Here is a 19163-nt window from a genome sequence, read left to right as displayed (position 1 = left end):
AGCAAGCAAGTATCAGATAAGACGTTAGGGTCGTTTAGGGTAATTGCTGCGCGCAAGCGACTTGCTCGCTGGTTTTACCAAAACGGCGTTGGCGCTGGGCAAACTCTGCAACCATCGATGCCAGCTCTGCTGCGCTAAACTCAGGCCATAGGGTTTTGGTAAAAAACAACTCGGCATAAGCGGACTGCCACAATAAAAAGTTCGATAATCGGTACTCACCGCCCGTCCGTATCAGCATATCGACCGCTGGGGTGTCTGCTAACTGGACATGGCGGCCAAGCAAGTCTTTATCGATATCATCAGCACACAGCTCCCCTATCTGCACCTGTTTGGCCAACTGTTTGGCAGCATGGGCAATATCCCACTGTCCACCATAGCTGATGGCAATGACCAATGTCATGGCATCAAAATGCGCGGTTTTTTCTTCTGCATCGGCCATCAATGCTTGTAACTCTGCACTGAGCGGACTGCGATCTCCGATAAACCGTAAGCGAATACGGTATTTGTCCATCCGCGGCATTTGCTCATGAATGGTCGAGGTTAAAAGCTGCATGAGCAGCGCCACTTCACTCGGCGGACGTTGCCAGTTTTCGCTAGAAAAAGCAAATACCGTCAAAACCTCGATACCAGTATCAACACAGTATTCGACAATAGGGTCTAGCGCATCTTTGCCTGCCATATGTCCATGGCCTTTGGGTAGATGATTGGCTTTGCCATAGCGGTTGTTGCCATCCATGATGATGGCGATATGACGGGGTAGAAGAGCAGGAGCCAAGGCGGCTGAAGTAGACATAGGCTAGCTTGCTTATTGTTGAGATGGTTTAATAATAACGCGTGTCATGACGGCAAAAAAGCCAAAAAGATAAGATGTGGTGGTTATTCACAAACTTATCATAAAGCGGTCTGCTACGGCTTTATGATTGACGACACAATAATAAGCAGCCAATCGCAGTGGCTGCTAAACGACATATAGTCCATTGGAAATAAAACTTTTATAGATAGGGCTGCGCGACTGGTATAAACGTTACTTGCGTGCTGCTATCGTTCGATACGGCGCAACCTGCATTTAAAAACAGCACCCCAGTCGCGCTCTGCCATCAATCGTTATACTTCCATCAGCTCGCTTTCTTTTTTGCTCAAACGGCTGTCGATGGTCTCGATGTATTTGTCAGTGATTTTTTGAATATCATCACTAGCGCGGCGCTCGTCATCTTCTGAGATCTCTTTTTCTTTTGCCAGATCTTTTATGTCATTCATCATATCACGGCGGATATTACGAATCGAGACGCGGCTGTTTTCTGCTTCACCGCGCGCCAGCTTTTGCATATCGCGGCGGGTCTCTTCTGTCAGCGCTGGCATCGGCACACGAATCACATCAGCGGTCATCGGGTTCAATCCCAAATCCGCTTCGCGAATGGCCTTGTCCACGGCCTGTACCATCGTACGGTCAAAAGGCTGTACAAGCAATGTGCGCGAGTCTTCGACGTTGACACTGGCCACTTGGTTGAGCGGTGTGTCGGCGCCGTAGTAGCTGACCATCACGCCAGATAGCATGCCTGGATGGGCGCGGCCTGTACGTACCTTACTAAAGGTGTTTTCAAGCGCTTCTAAGGTTTTTTGCATACGGGCTTCGCCGTCTTGCTTAATCTCTTTAATCATTGTGCATCCTTATTTATCGCTGTCGATAAATCATTCATGGTTGTTAATAGATAGTTATTTTTCGGCAATTCATCGCTCGTAGCAGAGCGCTTGACCGCGTATATTGGGCAATATTATGCCCATTAATATTAATGATAGACGCGCGTGCCTTCGTTCTCGCCCATGACCACATTTAATAAGGCGTTGGGCTTGGTCATATCAAACACTTGTAGCGGTACATTGTGCTCACGGCACAAGGCGATAGCGGTTAAGTCCATAACGCCAAGTTTTTGCTCTAAGACTTCATCAAAAGTCAAACCATCGTATTTTTTGGCATCGGCATGCAAACTTGGGTCTTTGTCATAGACGCCATCCACTTTGGTGGCTTTTAATATCAAGCCTGCTTCGACCTCGATACCGCGCAGACATGCTGCTGTGTCGGTGGTAAAGAAAGGATTACCAGTACCGGCGACAAAGATACAAACCTCACCGTTTTTTAGGTAGCGAATGGCATTGCGGCTGCTATAGCTTTCAGTGACTTCACCAATCGGTAAGGCTGACATCAAGCGCGTTTTGATATTGCGGCGCTCAAGCGCATCACGCATGGCCAGACCGTTCATCACAGTCGCAAGCATACCCATTTGATCGCCGGTCACACGGCCGACTAGGCCCTCTTGTTGCAGCTGGGCACCGCGATATAAGTTACCACCACCAACGACGATACCAACTTGCACACCAAGGCCGCGCAAGTGGGCGATAGATAGGCTCATCTTATCGAGCACTTCGGTATCGATACCCATGTCCTTGCCACCAGCCAAGGCTTCGCCTGAGAGTTTTAGCAAGATACGAGAGTAACGCGGGTTTTTGTCAGACATGAGGTCACCTTGTTAGCATTAAATTATAATTAAAGTCATCGATAAAATACAAATGAAGATTGCCTTCTGATTTACGTACAGCCAGCGTTGATACGCAAGCCAGTGTCTGCGTATTGCTAGATTACGTGCAGCGCCCTACTCGTGATGCAGTGCTGAGTAGATAAAAAGGCCAAATTGCGCTAATTGTAGCAAAAACTGCCCGCGATTGGGCAATTTTCACTCATCTATCATTGTGACGGCTTAGGGCATGTCCTCAATTCAATCGATAGCCATCTAAATGGGCTAAAAATGGCTAAATCTGGCCAAACGGTGTCAAATAGCTGACTAATATCTCGATATTATCTGCGCTATTTTCCTTGTTTGACGGCGATTTATCTCATTTTTATCGCCATTTTTGAAATGAGGACACGCCCTAGCCTTGATAGCTGGCAAATAAGTCGTACTCGCTGGCCTCGTCAATGGTGACGGTCAAAAACTGACCAACCTTGACTTGCGCGCTGATGTCATCGACATAGACATGACCATCGATCTCTGGGGCATCGGCGTAACTCCGACAAATCGCAATGCCCTCAGCACTATCGATCTCATCGACCAATACCGTTAAGGTTTTACCGACTTTCTCTTGCAGCTTTTGTGCTGAGATTTCTTGTTGTAGCGTCATCAAGCGCTCATAGCGAGATTGCTTCACTTCTTCAGGCACATGACCTGGCAAGTCATTGGCTACCGCGCCTTCGACCTCTGAATAGGTAAAGGCACCGACGCGATCAAGGCGTGCCTCGACGAGCCAATCGAGCAGACATTGAAAGTCTTCTTCGGTCTCGCCAGGGAAGCCAACGACGAAGGTTGAGCGAATGACGATATCAGGACAAATCTCACGCCACGCTTTGATACGTGCCAAGGTATTTTCGCTATGCGCCGGACGCTTCATGGCCTTTAGGATGCGGTGACTGGCGTGCTGAAACGGAATATCCAGATACGGCAGCAGCTTTTTTTCGCCCATCAGCTCGACGACTTTATCTACGTGCGGATACGGATAGACATAATGCAGGCGCACCCAGATACCCAAGTCATTTAATGCTTGGCATAAATCATAAAACTTGGATTTGAGCGGCATGCCATTCCAAAAGCTGGTTTTGTACTTCAGATCGAGCCCATAAGCAGACGTGTCTTGCGAGATAATTAGTAATTCTTTCACGCCAGCGTTTTTGAGCGCCAGTGCTTCGTTCATGACATTATCAATCGGACGCGAGACTAAGTCACCGCGCAAGCTTGGAATGATGCAAAAGGTACAACGGTGATTACAGCCTTCTGATATCTTTAGATAAGCATAATGGCTTGGGGTCAGCTTAATACCCGCTTCATTGATCAGATCTATTTTTGGATCGTAATGGCTATCTACGTCGCGCTTGGGCTTGGGCACATGCTGCGAGACGGCAGTAATGACCTCATCATAAGCATGTGCGCCTGTGACCGATAGCACCGCTGGATGCATCTCACGGATTTTATCCGCTTCTTTTCCTAAGCAGCCAGTAACGATGACTTTACCGTTTTTGCTGATGGCTTCTCCGATGGCATCGAGCGACTCTTGTACCGCTGACTCAATAAAACCGCAGGTGTTAACCACCACCAAATCTGCGCCATCGTAGTCACTTGCGACCTGATAACCATCGCGGCTAAGCTCTGTGATGATCCGTTCGCTATCGACCAGCGCCTTTGGGCAACCAAGCGACACAAAACCGATCTTTGGCGCGGCTTGAACTGGTGCATCGCTCGCAGCTGTACGGGCTACTGTGGCATCGCCACTTTGCGCGATACTGCGGTTTTGATTGTGATTGGCTTTGTGGTGATAGGGCTGAGTGCCGTCTGCCTGACTCGTTGACTGCTTTTGCGTGTGCGCAGGCTTAGCAGGATTAAAGATAGTGGCTGTGTTTTTTGGAGCAGTAGAAGCTGGCTGTGAAGATATCGTCGTATTTACCGACTCGGTAGAGGTGTTGGGCATGGCTGACCTTGCTTGAGATAAATTGGCTGTGCGCATTGTACGTTTTTTTTATGATAATCACCAGTTTTGCCGCTCTATAGTGTTGATTTATGATTAAATATTGGTAGATTTCTTTTTTATGTTAGGCGTACTTCATGACAGCTGATGTAGTAGTGACAAAACCTGCCCCCAATTTTGCCTTTATGGCTCAGCATTTGTTTACGGCTATCTTGTGGGTCGATGAAAATCTGACCATTACTTGGCTAAATGCTCAAGCAGAGCAACTGCTGGCGACCAGTAGTGGCCGCCTACTGGGGCAATCTATCTTGGCACTGCTCACTCCAAAAACCTCAACATCGACTTTCAAATCCCCCCTCAAAGATCATCTCAAAACCCATAGCGATACTCACAATTCTAAAAAAACAAAGGATGCCGCTTGCTCCTTGAGCGAGCGCTTTCGGCAAGCCAGAGTGTATCAACAGCCATTTATTGATCATGATCATCTTGTGAGCACACAATTAAACAATCATACAGCGCTGCTGATCGACTATAGCGTGACGCCGGTCATTGATGAGCAGCAGCATGGTTTTATCATTGAGATGTGGGGCAAGGATCGCCAAAGCCGTATCTCAGAGGAGCAGCGCCAGCAGCAGCAATATAACGTCGCGCGTCAGATGCTACGCTCGGTCGCTCACGAAATAAAAAACCCATTGGCCGGTATTCGCGGGGCGGCGCAGTTGTTGCAGCGGCAATTTATCAAGTTCAGTGAGAGCGGTTTTTTTGCTGAGGCAGCTCTCACTCAGCAAAGCGCTGCCAGCCCCCATCCTGACAAACAAAAAAACGCGGCAAAACTGCGCAGCTACACCGATATCATCATCGCAGAGACCGACCGTCTGACTCAGCTTATCGGTCAGTTTCTTGGCTCCCATCAGTTACCAAATTGGCAAATGCTCAATATTCATGAGCCGCTAGAGCATGTCTTGTCTCTAATCGTCAACCAATATCCACAGGTGACGCTACAGCGTGATTATGATTTATCACTGCCTGAGCTCTGCGCTGATAAGGATCAGTTGATTCAAGTATTTTTGAACCTCATTAATAATGCTTGTGAGTCGATGACTGAGTTTGAACAAACGCTACAACAGCATAAAGCCTCAGAGTCTCAAGAAACACCACAAGCTACCATGCAAATGGATAGCAATTCTACCTATCAGCCCATACTGCATCTACAAACACGAGTGGTCTTTCAGCACACCATCGGCAGCCAGCAGCACAAACAAGTTTTGCAAGTGACCATCACCGATAATGGCTCAGGCATAGATGCCGATCTCATCGGCCAGATATTTTTTCCGATGGTCACCAGCCGCGCAGCAGGCACGGGTCTAGGGCTGTCTATTGTCCAAGATATCATCAGCCGCCATCATGGTATGATCGATGTCAGCTCCGCCCAATCGAGCATCCATCACACACGCCAAACACAGTTTGCCCTGTATTTGCCCTTTAGCCAGCCAGACCTTACTATAAAAACCTCATAACAATCCTATGATAACCTCATGACAACCAATACGCCCTCTGATGTTATCGCCCACTAGGCCCAAGATATGACTGAGTATAATGACAACCGCGCTTTACATGACCATCAACTCTCAAGCGATCAGCCAATACCTGCTCAAACAGACAAGCCCAGCAGTCCTATCGCTGCTACGTTATGGCTTATCGATGACGATGCCGCCCTACGCCTGATATTGGCCGATACCTTTGAAGATGCAGGGCTCACTGTGATTAGCTTCACGCAAGCGCAAGCGGCATGGACACGCCTAAATGATATCTTGCAGCAGCAAACACTAGCAGACCAGCTCCCTGATGTGATATTGACTGATATTCGTATGCCTATGATGGATGGTCTGTCCTTTAGCGACTGGGTACATCAGCATTTCCCTCAGCTGCCCATCGTCATTATGACGGCGCACTCTGATCTAAGCTCTGCCATCAGTAGCTATCAGACTGGTGCGTTTGAATATCTGCCCAAACCCTTTGATTTAGATGACGCGGTGACAACGATTTATAAAGCCATTCATTATCAGCCCCATACCGATGTTAAGACAACAAACACTAGAAAACCCGCTGTTAGATCAGATGCGATGCCCAACGAGCCCAATAAACCTACTGAGCCGACTGGCCATACAAACCAAGCATCCAAAACCTCACCAACCACCGCGCCGATCAAACCAGCTGCTAAAGAGACATCCCCGACACCACCCGCCGTGACCGACAACCCCAGTGGCATCATCGGGCAGTCACAAGCGATGCAAACGGTGTTTCGCGCGATTGGCCGTTTGGCCCACTCTCCCATCACAGTGTTGATCACAGGCGAGTCAGGCACTGGTAAGGAGCTGGTCGCCAGCGCCCTGCATCAGCATTCACCGCGGCGACAGCAGCCTTTTATTGCCTTAAACATGGCAGCGATTCCGCATGATTTAATCGAATCTGAGCTATTTGGTCACGAAAAAGGCGCGTTTACGGGGGCGACGACCACACGGCAAGGACGTTTTGAGCAGGCCACTGGTGGGACGCTGTTTTTGGATGAAATCGGTGACATGCCCTTTAGTACGCAGACACGTTTGCTGCGAGTATTGGCCAATGGCGAGTTTTATCGCGTTGGTGGCCAGCAGCCTGTCAAAGTCGATGTGCGTATCATCGCCGCCACTCATCAAAACTTAGAAGCACTGGTCAAACAAGGTAAGTTCCGCGAAGATTTGTTTTATCGCCTTAACGTCATACGCTTGCCTCTGCCGCCCCTACGCACACGCCGCGAAGACATCCCTGCCCTCGCCAGCTACTTTATGCAGCGCGCCGCCAAGCAGATGAATACTGCCAAAAAACATCTGCATCCAGCAGCACTGCAAGTCATGCAGGCGTTTGAGTGGCGCGGTAATGTGCGTCAGCTCGAAAATGTCTGCCTGTGGCTGACCGTGATGGCCACCGGTGACACGGTCATGGTAGAGGACTTACCACCAGAGCTGCTCGATAGTGTGCCAGCGGATATAACAGAGCAGTCACAGCCACCTCATGCAGCGCGCTCATCCCAAATCCCGCCGCAGAACGATATAAACCCCCAAGGGTCGATCGACTCGGGCGCTATTAGCCCCAATCCACCTATGACGAGGCAGACCGACTGGCAACAGGCTCTAGCCGTATGGGCAAAGCAGGCGCTACAGACCGGCGAAACCGACATCCTACAAACAGCGATGCCTGAATTTGAACGCGTACTACTCACCGCCGCCCTTAATCATAGTGGTGGCAAAAAAATAGCGGCTGCCCACCTGCTAGGCTGGGGGCGCAATACATTGACACGCAAATTGCAGCAACTAAACCTCACACCAGCACAAGATCAAAATAAATATCACTAAAACGTTAAAAAAACTTAAAATAAAAAAATCTTTTATATCATTAACTTATGAAAAATATGAAAAATAATTGCTAAAATATCGAAAATAATTGCAAATAGGGGTTGCCAAACAATTTAAACTCTATATAATAGCCAACCACTGAGACGCACTACCGAATCAGTTAACTATTTCGATAGCATTTGAGTTCACATGCTTTTGATGATAGAGTAACGAAAATGGGGCTGTGGCGGAATTGGTAGACGCACCAGATTTAGGTTCTGGCGCCGCGAGGTGTGAGAGTTCGAGTCTCTCCAGCCCCACCATTTTCGGATAGTACATCTTAGACCAAATATTAAAACCTGCCTTGATGCAGGTTTTTTTGTGCCTGTTAGCTTTTATGCTTACTAATTAACTTTTATGCTTGCTAATTAAAACGCCCCTACTCAACGCCAAGCATCGAAGCTATTATCGCAGTATAGCAGCTTCAGTATTTAGCGCTCAGCGTTTTCTCCACTCTATACTACGCTTTATTTCTCAATACTCTTCCCTCACCGACCTCTTCTTTAATCCCATATACGTCTTAACGCCAAAAGTATCTGCGCCATGCTTTGATACCTTTTCTCTACCCGCTTTGCCAATGCTTGATCTATAATAGATTGATAATGGCGGTATGCTGGCGGTAGCCTTGGAATTGGCTGCTGACAGTGCTGGACTGCCCTTGCCTTGAGCGGCTCACGACTTTGTTTATCAATCTGTAACGGCCGCACCCCCACCAATATCTCATACAACATAATCCCAAACGCATAGATATCGCTCTGCACCGATGCGCCGTGTCCTTGCCAGCGCTCAGGAGCCAGATACGCCGGTGTACCTGCAGGATTGCCTATAGTTGACGCTTCCACACGAGTGGCCAAAGCAAAATCAGTTAATAACAAGTCAGTCTTGAGACTGCTATCATCCGCCTGACTTGACAAAAAATGAAGTGGCGACAAATCATCTAGCAAAATATTACTAGGTTTAATATCATTATGTAGCCAGCCTGCGCGATGCAGCTGCGCGATTACTTGTGCCGCTTGCATGATAAGCTGATGCTTTTGACGGGCGTGCAGCGGCCGCTTTAGATACTGTGATAGACTGCCGTTTTTATAATATGGCATCACCACAACGATGAGTGCTGACGGCGGCGCTGCTATGTGCAGGCGTAACTCATGATGCGCCAGTAGTGGCGGTGCCACGCGCTGGTATGGCGTTAGAGCAGACAGCGCGGTGATGACGCCGTACTCATAAAAGACACCGCTAGATACCGCTTGAGCGCTCTGCTGACAATGATGCTCGCTTAATTGCCATTTTAGTAGCACTAGGCCAAACTGTGAGTGCATGGCACGGCTCAAGCCCTGATAGTCGCCTGCGTACACGCCGATGCGCAAGTGCGATACCTGACGATACTGCAATTTTACCAATTCTTTTGTCAGTACAGGCAATATCTGCTGAGCATGAGCCTGCCATACTGGCGCTGTCTTCGCTTGTCTTAGCGATGAATTACTGGCGTTGTTTTTCATGCTAAAGTAAGGCCTTTATTTAGAATTACTTTGTATTTGTATATCGTCATTTTATATAGCCAACCCGACATAAAATTGGCACACTTGATGCCATATGTTACTGGTATTCATTTTGCACAGCATCTGCCGGCGTAGGCACAGCACGCAAGAAAAATAAATACCAGTAGGACGGTACCTATTTTCGTTAATATTTTTCCTGTTATAAGCGACCCAGTATTATGTCCCAGTCTTCCACATCCGTTACAAATTATGCCCTGCCAGAGCCGCTATTAGAGTTACTGGGGCAGTATCTGCAAGAGCAAGTCACACCAAAGATCGATATCAATCCTCAGCAGCTGGCCTATCGCTGGGTCGGTGGTCACCGCGGGCGCTTGGAGCCTTTGGCGGTCAATTTGTTTTTAAGTCTGGATGATTTGCATGGTATCGATACGCAAAAACAAAAACTGGTGCAAAACACACGGCAGTTTTTAAAGGGCTATCCGGCCAATCACGTCTTGATGACAGGGACTCGCGGCGCAGGGAAATCATCGCTGATTCGAGCGTTGCTACAAGCCTACCATAGCGAAGGGCTACGTATTATTGAAATTGCCCGTGATGACCTGCGGGTGCTTGATAAGATACGCGCCGCCATCCGCGCCCTACCAGCGGACACCGATTGCCGCTATATCGTGTACTGTGATGATTTGGCATTTAACGGTCAAGACGAGAGTTACCGCACCTTAAAAAGCGTGTTGGACGGGGCGCTGGACTCCGAGCAAGACAAGCTACTGGTGTATGCCACCAGCAACCGTCGGCACCTGTTGCCGCAGCTGATGAAAGACAATGTCAATATTTATAATGGGCAAACCGATGAAGTCAATCCTTATGAGACCATCGACGAGACAGTATCGCTGTCTGATCGCTTTGGCTTGTGGTTGTCATTCCATCCCATGGATCAAAATACTTACTTACACATCGTCCGCCATTACTTATCGCTTTCGCCAAATCGCACTCTAGATAATGACGGTAAAGAAAGTAATAATAATGAAGAAGAAAATAAAGCGCTACCTGACAATATCAGAGCCGCTGCCTTACGCTGGGCATCAGAGCGTGGCGGGCGTTCGGGGCGAGTGGCCTATCAGTTTAGCCGCTACCGGATAGGACAAGCGCAGTTGGCTGCTGAGGAAAATCTATCTTAAACACGCCCTAGTCATTTTTTAGGAGCGCGTGCAGAACCTAAGTCCTGCACGCGGCTACTCTCTTCTTCATTTACCAAATTCGCGGCGCCATTCACCATATATTGGTCAAAATCTGCTGCCAACCATAGATTGCCTGCATAAGCACTTTGGGCATCCAAACGAATATGCGCCATGTTCGGCGTACTACTCTGTGGGTTATCAAAGCTTTGATAGCGAGCGCTAAAATGGGTCAAAATTAGATTCTTAACCTCATTGTTTTGAGCGAACCTACCTACCAGCTGCGCGCTACTGTGCATCGGATCAAAGTCTGGGTTTTTTGCCTGAATCTTATTTAACACCTCATGGGTATAAGTGGCTTCATGCACCAGCAAGTCTGCATCAACGACCGCCACATGCAAGCACTCTGGCGTATCATTATCGCCTGCCACCACGACCTTGGTACGCTGCATATCGTCATCGACATACTCAGCAGACGACAGCATGCGTCCGTCTTCGGTCACGACATCTTCGCCTTGCTGCAGCCTGCCCCACAGCGCACTGGCTGGGATACCATCAGCTGTCAATTTATCAGTATTAAGGGTACGGCGGCTGATCGTCTGAGTAATACCAAAACCATAAGAGGCGACGCGATGTGATAACGGATGAATGTCTATAACCAGCTGATGTTGGTGGTCTACATTGATAGTTACATCACCTTTGTACTCATCATTTGGCTCAGACAATACATCTTCTATCGCCATAAAATCAATGGCAAATGGCAAATACAGCTCGGTTGTCAGCCTCATCGCCTCAAGCATTTTGGCAATGGCTTTGGGCGCAATAAGCGTCAGCGCTGCAGTACGTCCTGACATGGCCGCACTCGCAAGCAACCCCGGCAGACCATAACAATGGTCGCCATGCACATGAGTGATACAAATGGCTTGTAGCTGATGCAAAGATAGCTTGGTATGAAGCAGCTGATGCTGTGTGCCCTCACCGCAATCAATTAAGACCCAAGGACGCGACTTTTTGTTTTGCTGTCGACTTACCCCCGAGTTATAAGGATTGAGGCATTCTATCGCCAGCGCTGTGACGTTACGCTGCTTGGTTGGCACGCCAGCGGAGGTACCCAAAAAGGTGAGATTTAACATAGACGCCCTCTTTTAACTAAATCCTTATCTACTATAATGACTGGCATAGCATGGTTCTTTGACCTTCAATCATTTTACCGCCATTGGCCGTACATTCATTGACCATATTGGACTCATAAGATTTCCAGCCGCCATAAAAGCTGGCAACACACAAAATCACCACCAGCAGCTTTTGTGACCACGCTTTGATAGATACTTGCTGGCGATTCATCTCTGCCGCCTCTATATGCTGTTTGGCTGCAATCTCACTGTCAGTCGGTGTCCTATTGGGCTTCTTCAAGTCTGTCATTTCTTATCCTAAAAAAGGTTTTGTCTATAAATAAACAAAACCTTTTATGTTAATTTTAAATCAATGATTAGGGCGTATCCTAATCGTTGATACCATTCGCTTTGTTTAGAATTTTAAACGCCCGCCTTTTTCTTCGGCACGTTTAAACGCCTCACGCTCTTCGCAGCGTTTTAGCCAGTTTAAAATATTGGTGTACTTACTACTATCCAAACCAGAGCCTGCATTGGCTCCGACGACGGCAAGATGCATCTGAATATCAGCGGCGCTAAACTCACTACCAGCAAACCAATGATTGTCCTGTAGGTGCTGCTCCATCATGCCCAGCATACTGTCTAGGCTGCGGCTAATCATGTTTTTTTCCACTTGGCTTTGGATTTTTTTGCTGACTGGTTTGATGAGCATGGGCGACTGCTGAACGACTTTGCTAAACACCAAACGCATCACTAGCGGCGGCATCAATGATGCTTCGGCAAAGTGTAGCCAAAAGGTATAAGCTTCCCATGCCGCTTCGTTGTCATCAGCAGGTTTGAACTGCTTGTCGGTATCGTAATGCTTGATTAAATACTCGATGATAAACCCTGACTCAATCAGCACGCGATCGTTGACCTCTAGCATTGGTGCATGACCGATTGGATGCACTTTTTTTAAGCTATCAGGCGCACGATACGCTTGGTTACGCTCGTAGCACGTCAATTCATAATCGGTGTTTAGCTCTTCTAACAGCCAAATAATACGAAACGAGCGTGAGTTTGCTAAATGATGAAGATGTAACATAAACCGTCCTAGTTATCATGTGAGTGAGCAATAGCATATAGACAAAGTGTCCTGCGCCTGACGCGCTTGGCAGTAGCGGCGTTTGTCCGTGACAGCGCTTGGCGTGCATACTGCTCGATAATAGCGCAATTCATCTGTCATTGACACACAAACTGCGGTGCACACGGGCAAAAATTATGGCTAAAAAACCATGGCTAACAAATCAAACCTATCACCCGATAAATAATCGCCTTACTTTGAATGCAGCTGCTCTATCTTGCGTGTCATCTTGTCTATTTTTTGCTGATAGCGTTTAATTTTACGAAAACGATGAGCCGCAAGTACCCCTTTGATACGGCGATTTTTTAGACGACGACGCGGCGGAAAACTCCCCACTTGTGGCTCGTTGTAACCATGCAGGCGATCATCACGGCGACGCGCCCTATAGCCAAGCGCACTATCAGCAATCATGATCAGTAGCGCGACAAAAATCATGCCGTACATAAATAATGAGCCGCCCTCATTGATGCTTTGGTGCAGTATCGTAATCGAAAAGATAAACAAAAAAATCGGCTCAAGATAGCATAGCGTGCCAAACAATGAGACGGGCAACTTTTGACTGGCGACCATGGTCAGCGACATCGCCGCGGTGCTGATGATACCCAGCAGCGGCAACAGATACCAAAATTTATCGGTAGTGATCGCCAGCGCAAACCCGCCACTCATATACAGGGCGATCATCACCACTGGCGTCAGCAGCACCAAATCAGAGATAAGGCCGGTGATGGGCGGTACTGCCAGCTTGCGACGCAGCAGATAATAAGGCGGATAACCCAGACAGACAAACAATGTCGCCCAAGAAATCGCGCCATACTGCCAAACATCATACGCGATGCCCAGAGCTGCACAGATGGTGGCAACCCATTGTAGCGGCGTCATCGCTTCATTATAAAAAAACCGGCCCACCATGATCATAATCATCGGGTACAAAAAATACCCTAGTGTCACCTCAAGCCCTAGATTATTGACTGGTGCCCACATAAATATCCAAATCTGGGCGCCCAGTATCGGCGTCGGCAAGATAAATAAAAACCACTCTTTGGGTGTTTTTAGGGTTTTTAGATAATCAAAGATATGCTGCCACTGTTTTAATACACTGACCAGCAGCACCAAACTTAGCAGCATCATCAGCACACGCCACGAGGCGACTTGCGTCCCAGATAGCGGCTGCATCAACAGACCAAATAAAAACAATAATGAGTATAAAAAGTTTGCTGCCACGGCAGCGATGGTGCCCTGCGACGTTTGGGTGGTGGTGAGCATAAAAACAGCCTTTTGAGATAAGCGCACGTCCTTGGCAATTTTAGAAAAAAACAAAAGCCTCAGACGCGGACGTCGGAGGCTTTTGTCTACAAGACCTGTTGTCTATCTCATTGTACACGCAGGTTGTACGTCGCCAATCATGCTAAAACCCTTCGGTGTTAAAAGCAGGCTAATACAATCATCTGTCGTTACATACCACAAGATAAACGCTTGAAATGACTCATACTTATATCATAGCCAGCATTATGTCAAAGTCAGAATAGATAAGCAATACATCCACTTAACGAGTCTTTGAATTTTTATATATCCGATCTACTTTCAAACAGGTGCCGTACTACTGAAATGGATTTTATGCCGCCTCTGGCGTGATGAAATCACACAGCAAGCAAAGAAAATTTATACCAGTAGCGCCTGACACATCGTATCTTGCATGCCAGTTTTATTTAGAAGCGACTATATCGTTACGAGTTTGGGGCTTTATTTGGCATCTAACTGCTCTATTTTTCGCTGGATTTTATCCATTTTTCGCTGATAACGGCGTATTTTACGAAACCGATGCGCTTTTAGTGCGCCATCAATACGGCGATTTATCAGGCGGCGACGCGGTGGAAAACCACCTACTTGTGGCTCGCGGTAGCCATGTAAATGATCGCTACGGCGACGACTCAGATAACCTATCGCACTATCGACAATCATCACCAGTAGCGCTACCGTAATCATGCCATACATAAACAATGAGCCTCCTTCATCCAAGCTCTGACTGAGCACGGTGATGGACAATACAAACAATAGCATAGGCTCGATATAGCTAAGCGCGCCAAATAGCGACACGGGCAGCTTGCTACTGGCCAGCATCGTCAGCGACATCGCCAGTGCACTAAAAGCGCCTAGCAGTGGCAATAGATACCAAAACTTCATATTTTGCGCCGCCATACTAAAGCCGCCACTGGCATAGAGCATCAGTAGCACCACTGGCGTCAGCAGCGTCAAATCAGACAACAACCCCGTAATCGGTGGCACAGCAATCGTCCGCCTGAGCAGATAATACGGCGGATAGCCCAAGCATACAAACAGCGTCACCCACGATACCGAGCCGTATTGCAAGATATCATGACCAATACCAAAAGCCGCCAGTAGCGCCGCCGCTCCTTGCAGCAGGCTCATCGGCTCACGATAAAAAAAGCGACCAAGCACGATCATCACCAGCGGCAATAAAAAATACCCCAAAGTGACATCAAGGCCATAACCGTTCACAGGTGCCCACATAAACAGCCAAATCTGCCCACCCAATATCGGGGTTGGCAGTATAAATATCAGCCAGTCTTTGGCGGTTTTGAGCGTTTTTAGATAATCAAAAACATGCTGCCACTGCTTGCTCACACTGACCAGCAGCACCAGACTGAGTAGCATCATCAACACACGCCATGACGCCACTTGCGTGCCCGTCAAAGGCTGCATAAATAACCCAAATAAAAACATCATCGAAAATAAAACACTCGATGATATCGACGCGATAGTCCCCTGAAAGGTTTGATTGGTCGTCAGCATAACAACAGCCTCAATTTAGCACTTTTTAGGTATAAGTAAGTATCATTCAAAGATCAGCATAAACAGTGGTCATAAAAGATAAAAAGGATTATCAAAGACAACATCCTATAAACGATAAATGACATCCAAAAAAAAGCCTCCAACGATAACGTCAGAGGCTTTTTCTAGAGCAAAAATGCCAAACTAGAACAAAAGCGAACTACTGAAACCGTTATTTATCGTCGGTATTGTCGCCCTCAGTATTTGTCTCATCTAACACAGGATTATTGGCAATGTCGATCACATCGTGAACGTCGGTCACCGCATCGATATCGATTTGCGCTTGGCCTGCTACCTCAAAGGTGCCGTCTTCACGCATGGCATCGACCAGCTCATCATCGCTCTCTTCGTGCTCGACCCGCGCCATCGCCACCAGCTTTTCTTCTTTTGATAGGCGAATCAAGGTGACACCTTGGGTGTTACGACCAGAGCTGGCCACATGCTCAACTGGCGTGCGCACGAGCGTACCTTTGTCCGAGATTAAAATAATATCGTCTGTAGGGTCAACCTTGGTCGCTCGCACCAGTGCGCCATTACGTGCGCTGGTTTTGATGGCTATCACACCACCGCCACCGCGGTTTTGCGTATTAAACTCGTCGATAAAGGTACGCTTACCAAAGCCGTTCTCACAAGCGATAAGGATTTCGCGTACATCATCTTCGATAACGACTAGTGATTTGATAAATTCATCATCAGCCAAACGCATACCGCGTACACCTTTGGCAGTACGGCCCATGGCGCGGGCATCGTTTTCATCAAAACGAATGGCTTTACCACTCGATGCAAATAGCATCACCTCTTGGCTACCGTTGGTGATACGGGCGCTCACCAGTTTGTCACCGTCTTCTAGACCAATGGCAATCAAGCCATTTGAGCGGATATTGGCAAACTGCTTGAGCTCTACGCGCTTCACCGTACCATTGGCAGTGGCAAAGAAAACAAACGGCGGCTCGGCCTCATTGCTACTCTCTGATTTATCATCATCGCCATCGCTCACAGTGTTGCCAGACAGCTCTTCGACGATTTTTGGAATAGGTAAAATGGTGGTGACGGTTTCGTCAGCATCCAAACTGATGAGATTAACCAATGGACGACCGCGCGAGCCGCGGCTGGCAATCGGCACTTCAAACCCACGTAAGCTAAAGACGCGGCCGCTGTCCGTAAAGCACAGCACGGTCGCATGCGTCGAGGTCACGACCAAGTGATCTATCACATCGTCTTCTTTCATGGCGGTTGCCGACTTGCCTTTGCCGCCGCGTTTTTGCGCCACATAATCATCGATGGGCTGAGTCTTGGCGTAGCCGGTGCGCGAGACAGTCATCACAACAGTCTGCTCAGGGATAAGATCTTCACGGTTAAAGTCCATACGCGAGTCGATAATATCGGTGCGGCGCTCATCCCCAAAGTTATCACGAATCTCGATAAGCTCATTAGAGATGATACTCATCAGCTTATCAAAATCACCAAGAATCGACTCTAAATGAGCGATTTCACGCAGCAAATCTTGGTACTCTTCGGTCAATTTGTCTTGCTCAAGTCCCGTCAAACGGTGCAGCTGCATGTCTAAAATCGCATTGACCTGCTCAAGTGATAGGCGATAGCGCTCCTCACCTTCGATCAGACCAAACGGCGCTTTCGGGTCTTCGCCTTCGATAAACTCAGGACGCACAGACTGGCTACCAGCCGCTTTTAGCATCGCCACGACGCTACCGGAGCCCCATGTATTATTTAATAAGCTCTCGCGTGCCAAGCCGCGGTTGGCTGAGGCTTTGATAGTAGCGATGATATCGTCGATATTGGCGAGCGCAACGGTCAGACCTTCGAGCAAATGACCACGGACGCGCGCTTTGTTTAGCTCAAAAATCGTACGGCGCGTCACCACTTCTTGACGATGACGAACAAAGGCGGCTATCAGCTGACGCAAAGTCAGCAGCTTTGGCTGACCATTATCTAGCGCCACCATATTGATACTAAAGCTCGACTCTAGCGGCGTTTGCAAAAACAAATTATTGACAATGACTTCAGCCGTCTCGCCGCGGCGCAAGTCAATGGCGATACGCATCCCTTCCTTATCCGACTCATCACGAATCTCGGTGATGCCCTCGATTTTTTTGTCTCGTACCAGCTCGGCGATACGCTCAATCAGCTTAGCTTTGTTGGCCTGATACGGCACTTCGGTAAAGACAATACGCTCGCGATCACGGTTGACACCGGTGTCACTCATCGGCTCGATATGATAGCGCCCACGAATATGCAAGCGGCCTTTACCGGTGCGATAGGCATCTAAAATACCCGCGCGGCCATAAATAATACCGCCCGTTGGGAAATCGGGGCCTGAGATATGCGACATCAGCTCATCAGCTGAGACCTGCGGGTTTGCGGCATAGGCCAGACAAGCATTGATGACTTCTGTCAAGTTATGCGGCGCCATATTGGTCGCCATACCAACAGCGATACCTGTCGCGCCGTTGACCAGTAGGTTGGGAATACGCGCTGGCATCACGCTTGGCATGCGCTCAGAGCCATCATAGTTGTCTTCCCAATCGACCGTGTCTTTATCCAAGTCAGCAAGCATCTGGTGGGTGAGCTTGGTCATACGAACTTCGGTATAACGCATGGCCGCCGGTGGATCATCATCGATCGAGCCAAAGTTACCTTGGCCATCGACCATCGGATAACGCAGACTAAAATCCTGCGCCATACGCACGATGGCATCATAGACCGCACTATCACCATGTGGGTGATATTTACCGATGACGTCACCGACCACACGTGCTGATTTTTTATAGGGTTTGTTATAATCGTTTGATAGCACGTGCATGGCATACATCACACGGCGGTGTACAGGCTTGAACCCATCACGCACATCAGGCAGCGCACGTGAGACGATCACGCTCATCGCATAATCCAAATACGACTGCTTTAGTTCATCTACGATGCCAATAGGACTGACCGATTCGCTCATATACACTCCTTCACTCACTTTTTTCTGATGCTGTCACCACTGCTTGAGATGTCTTTGGGTCATACAAAAATACAGCTACCAAAAAATGTAGCCATCATCGAAATATAAACCCCAAAAAATCCCCACTCAGCGCACAAAACAACAATAAAATAGTGATACGGTTTTTGTTAAAAGTAACGTTTTATAAAAGAAGCTATTTTAGCACAAATTTGCCGTATTAGGGGCATTTGCACAGGATTAAAACCAAGCGAATCAGGAGATTAGCGGTCATTTTTTTGACTTTTTTTCTCTATTTTTTGTGTGTCAGCGGCAGATCTTTTTAGACTGACTAATCTTGCCGTTATGACAAACAAATTTGCCATCTTTTGAGCAATGCGACACCCCGCCCATTTTCCCTGAACAAGGTGTGTTTCGAGCTTGTGCTTGGCTGATGGGCGCAGTGATAATGGCGCAAGCCAGTAGTGATAACAAGATAGATTTCATAGGGTTTCTCTTATTG

General features: G+C 48.0%; 15 protein-coding genes and 1 tRNA gene. 4 read left to right on the top strand and 12 right to left on the bottom strand.

What is annotated here, in order from left to right:
• Positions 1–34: 34 nt before the first annotated feature.
• The 4 genes from uppS to rimO form a co-directional block, all read right to left on the bottom strand.
• Positions 35–793 carry a polyprenyl diphosphate synthase gene (gene uppS / locus BTV99_RS06420; protein WP_075101542.1) on the bottom strand — a complete coding sequence of 253 codons (759 nt, stop codon included), beginning with the start codon at positions 791–793 and terminating at the stop codon, positions 35–37.
• 311 nt (positions 794–1104) lie between these two features.
• Entirely contained in the window at positions 1105–1659 is a 555-nt protein-coding gene (gene frr, locus BTV99_RS06415) for a ribosome recycling factor (RefSeq protein ID WP_075101541.1), read from the bottom strand.
• A gap of 128 nt (positions 1660–1787) precedes the next feature.
• Positions 1788–2513 (bottom strand): UMP kinase, encoded by a 726-nt coding sequence (pyrH, locus tag BTV99_RS06410; protein ID WP_075101540.1) that lies wholly within the window; start codon positions 2511–2513, stop codon positions 1788–1790.
• A gap of 412 nt (positions 2514–2925) precedes the next feature.
• On the bottom strand, positions 2926–4512 hold the full coding sequence (gene rimO, locus BTV99_RS06405) for a 30S ribosomal protein S12 methylthiotransferase RimO (protein WP_075101539.1): 1587 nt from the start codon (positions 4510–4512) through the stop codon (positions 2926–2928).
• 134 nt (positions 4513–4646) lie between these two features.
• Between rimO and BTV99_RS06400 the strand changes: the two genes are divergently transcribed.
• The 3 genes from BTV99_RS06400 to BTV99_RS06390 all read left to right on the top strand — a co-directional run bounded on the left by BTV99_RS06400 (position 4647) and on the right by BTV99_RS06390 (position 8203).
• On the top strand, positions 4647–6026 hold the full coding sequence (locus BTV99_RS06400) for a nitrogen regulation protein NR(II) (RefSeq protein WP_075101538.1): 1380 nt from the start codon (positions 4647–4649) through the stop codon (positions 6024–6026).
• Positions 6027–6092: 66 nt separating this feature from the next.
• Positions 6093–7901 (top strand): sigma 54-interacting transcriptional regulator, encoded by a 1809-nt coding sequence (locus tag BTV99_RS06395; RefSeq protein WP_075101537.1) that lies wholly within the window; start codon positions 6093–6095, stop codon positions 7899–7901.
• A gap of 217 nt (positions 7902–8118) precedes the next feature.
• Positions 8119–8203 (top strand) — tRNA-Leu (locus BTV99_RS06390).
• Positions 8204–8443: 240 nt separating this feature from the next.
• Here the strand turns inward: BTV99_RS06390 and BTV99_RS06385 are convergent.
• Positions 8444–9439, bottom strand: a complete 996-nt coding sequence (locus BTV99_RS06385; protein ID WP_075101536.1) for a serine/threonine-protein kinase — start codon at positions 9437–9439, stop codon at positions 8444–8446.
• 218 nt (positions 9440–9657) lie between these two features.
• On the opposite strand from BTV99_RS06385, the gene BTV99_RS06380 reads away from it, so the two are divergent.
• On the top strand, positions 9658–10617 hold the full coding sequence (locus BTV99_RS06380) for an ATP-binding protein (protein WP_075101535.1): 960 nt from the start codon (positions 9658–9660) through the stop codon (positions 10615–10617).
• Positions 10618–10628: 11 nt separating this feature from the next.
• Here the strand turns inward: BTV99_RS06380 and BTV99_RS06375 are convergent, their stop codons facing one another.
• From BTV99_RS06375 to BTV99_RS06345, 7 genes are all read right to left on the bottom strand, one after another.
• Positions 10629–11747 (bottom strand): ribonuclease Z, encoded by a 1119-nt coding sequence (locus tag BTV99_RS06375; RefSeq protein WP_075101534.1) that lies wholly within the window; start codon positions 11745–11747, stop codon positions 10629–10631.
• Positions 11748–11778: 31 nt separating this feature from the next.
• Entirely contained in the window at positions 11779–12036 is a 258-nt protein-coding gene (locus tag BTV99_RS06370; protein WP_075101533.1) for a hypothetical protein, read from the bottom strand.
• A 105-nt stretch (positions 12037–12141) separates the two neighbouring features.
• Positions 12142–12810, bottom strand: a complete 669-nt coding sequence (locus BTV99_RS06365; RefSeq protein ID WP_075101532.1) for a glutathione S-transferase — start codon at positions 12808–12810, stop codon at positions 12142–12144.
• 231 nt (positions 12811–13041) lie between these two features.
• Entirely contained in the window at positions 13042–14112 is a 1071-nt protein-coding gene (rarD, locus tag BTV99_RS06360; protein WP_075101531.1) for an EamA family transporter RarD, read from the bottom strand.
• A gap of 477 nt (positions 14113–14589) precedes the next feature.
• Entirely contained in the window at positions 14590–15660 is a 1071-nt protein-coding gene (gene rarD, locus BTV99_RS06355; RefSeq protein WP_075101530.1) for an EamA family transporter RarD, read from the bottom strand.
• Positions 15661–15871: 211 nt separating this feature from the next.
• On the bottom strand, positions 15872–18664 hold the full coding sequence (gene gyrA, locus BTV99_RS06350; RefSeq protein WP_075101529.1) for a DNA gyrase subunit A: 2793 nt from the start codon (positions 18662–18664) through the stop codon (positions 15872–15874).
• 303 nt (positions 18665–18967) lie between these two features.
• Complete coding sequence (locus BTV99_RS06345) at positions 18968–19147, bottom strand: hypothetical protein (protein WP_075101528.1); 180 nt, start codon at positions 19145–19147, stop codon at positions 18968–18970.
• Positions 19148–19163: the final 16 nt, after the last annotated feature.

Source organism: Psychrobacter sp. Rd 27.2, assembly GCF_001921755.1.
GTDB lineage: Bacteria > Pseudomonadota > Gammaproteobacteria > Pseudomonadales > Moraxellaceae > Psychrobacter > Psychrobacter celer.
This window is presented reverse-complemented; position numbering and strand designations above follow the sequence as displayed.

What these genes read in the sequence shown, in the direction of transcription:
- uppS (WP_075101542.1), bottom strand. Translation starts at nt 793, where the DNA reads ATGTCTACTTCAGCCGCCTTGGCTCCTGCTCTTCTACCCCGTCATATC.
- frr (WP_075101541.1), bottom strand. Translation starts at nt 1,659, where the DNA reads ATGATTAAAGAGATTAAGCAAGACGGCGAAGCCCGTATGCAAAAAACC.
- pyrH (WP_075101540.1), bottom strand. Translation starts at nt 2,513, where the DNA reads ATGTCTGACAAAAACCCGCGTTACTCTCGTATCTTGCTAAAACTCTCA.
- rimO (WP_075101539.1), bottom strand. Translation starts at nt 4,512, where the DNA reads ATGCCCAACACCTCTACCGAGTCGGTAAATACGACGATATCTTCACAG.
- BTV99_RS06400 (WP_075101538.1), top strand. Translation starts at nt 4,647, where the DNA reads ATGACAGCTGATGTAGTAGTGACAAAACCTGCCCCCAATTTTGCCTTT.
- BTV99_RS06395 (WP_075101537.1), top strand. Translation starts at nt 6,093, where the DNA reads ATGACTGAGTATAATGACAACCGCGCTTTACATGACCATCAACTCTCA.
- BTV99_RS06385 (WP_075101536.1), bottom strand. Translation starts at nt 9,439, where the DNA reads ATGAAAAACAACGCCAGTAATTCATCGCTAAGACAAGCGAAGACAGCG.
- BTV99_RS06380 (WP_075101535.1), top strand. Translation starts at nt 9,658, where the DNA reads ATGTCCCAGTCTTCCACATCCGTTACAAATTATGCCCTGCCAGAGCCG.
- BTV99_RS06375 (WP_075101534.1), bottom strand. Translation starts at nt 11,747, where the DNA reads ATGTTAAATCTCACCTTTTTGGGTACCTCCGCTGGCGTGCCAACCAAG.
- BTV99_RS06370 (WP_075101533.1), bottom strand. Translation starts at nt 12,036, where the DNA reads ATGACAGACTTGAAGAAGCCCAATAGGACACCGACTGACAGTGAGATT.
- BTV99_RS06365 (WP_075101532.1), bottom strand. Translation starts at nt 12,810, where the DNA reads ATGTTACATCTTCATCATTTAGCAAACTCACGCTCGTTTCGTATTATT.
- rarD (WP_075101531.1), bottom strand. Translation starts at nt 14,112, where the DNA reads ATGCTCACCACCACCCAAACGTCGCAGGGCACCATCGCTGCCGTGGCA.
- rarD (WP_075101530.1), bottom strand. Translation starts at nt 15,660, where the DNA reads ATGCTGACGACCAATCAAACCTTTCAGGGGACTATCGCGTCGATATCA.
- gyrA (WP_075101529.1), bottom strand. Translation starts at nt 18,664, where the DNA reads ATGAGCGAATCGGTCAGTCCTATTGGCATCGTAGATGAACTAAAGCAG.
- BTV99_RS06345 (WP_075101528.1), bottom strand. Translation starts at nt 19,147, where the DNA reads ATGAAATCTATCTTGTTATCACTACTGGCTTGCGCCATTATCACTGCG.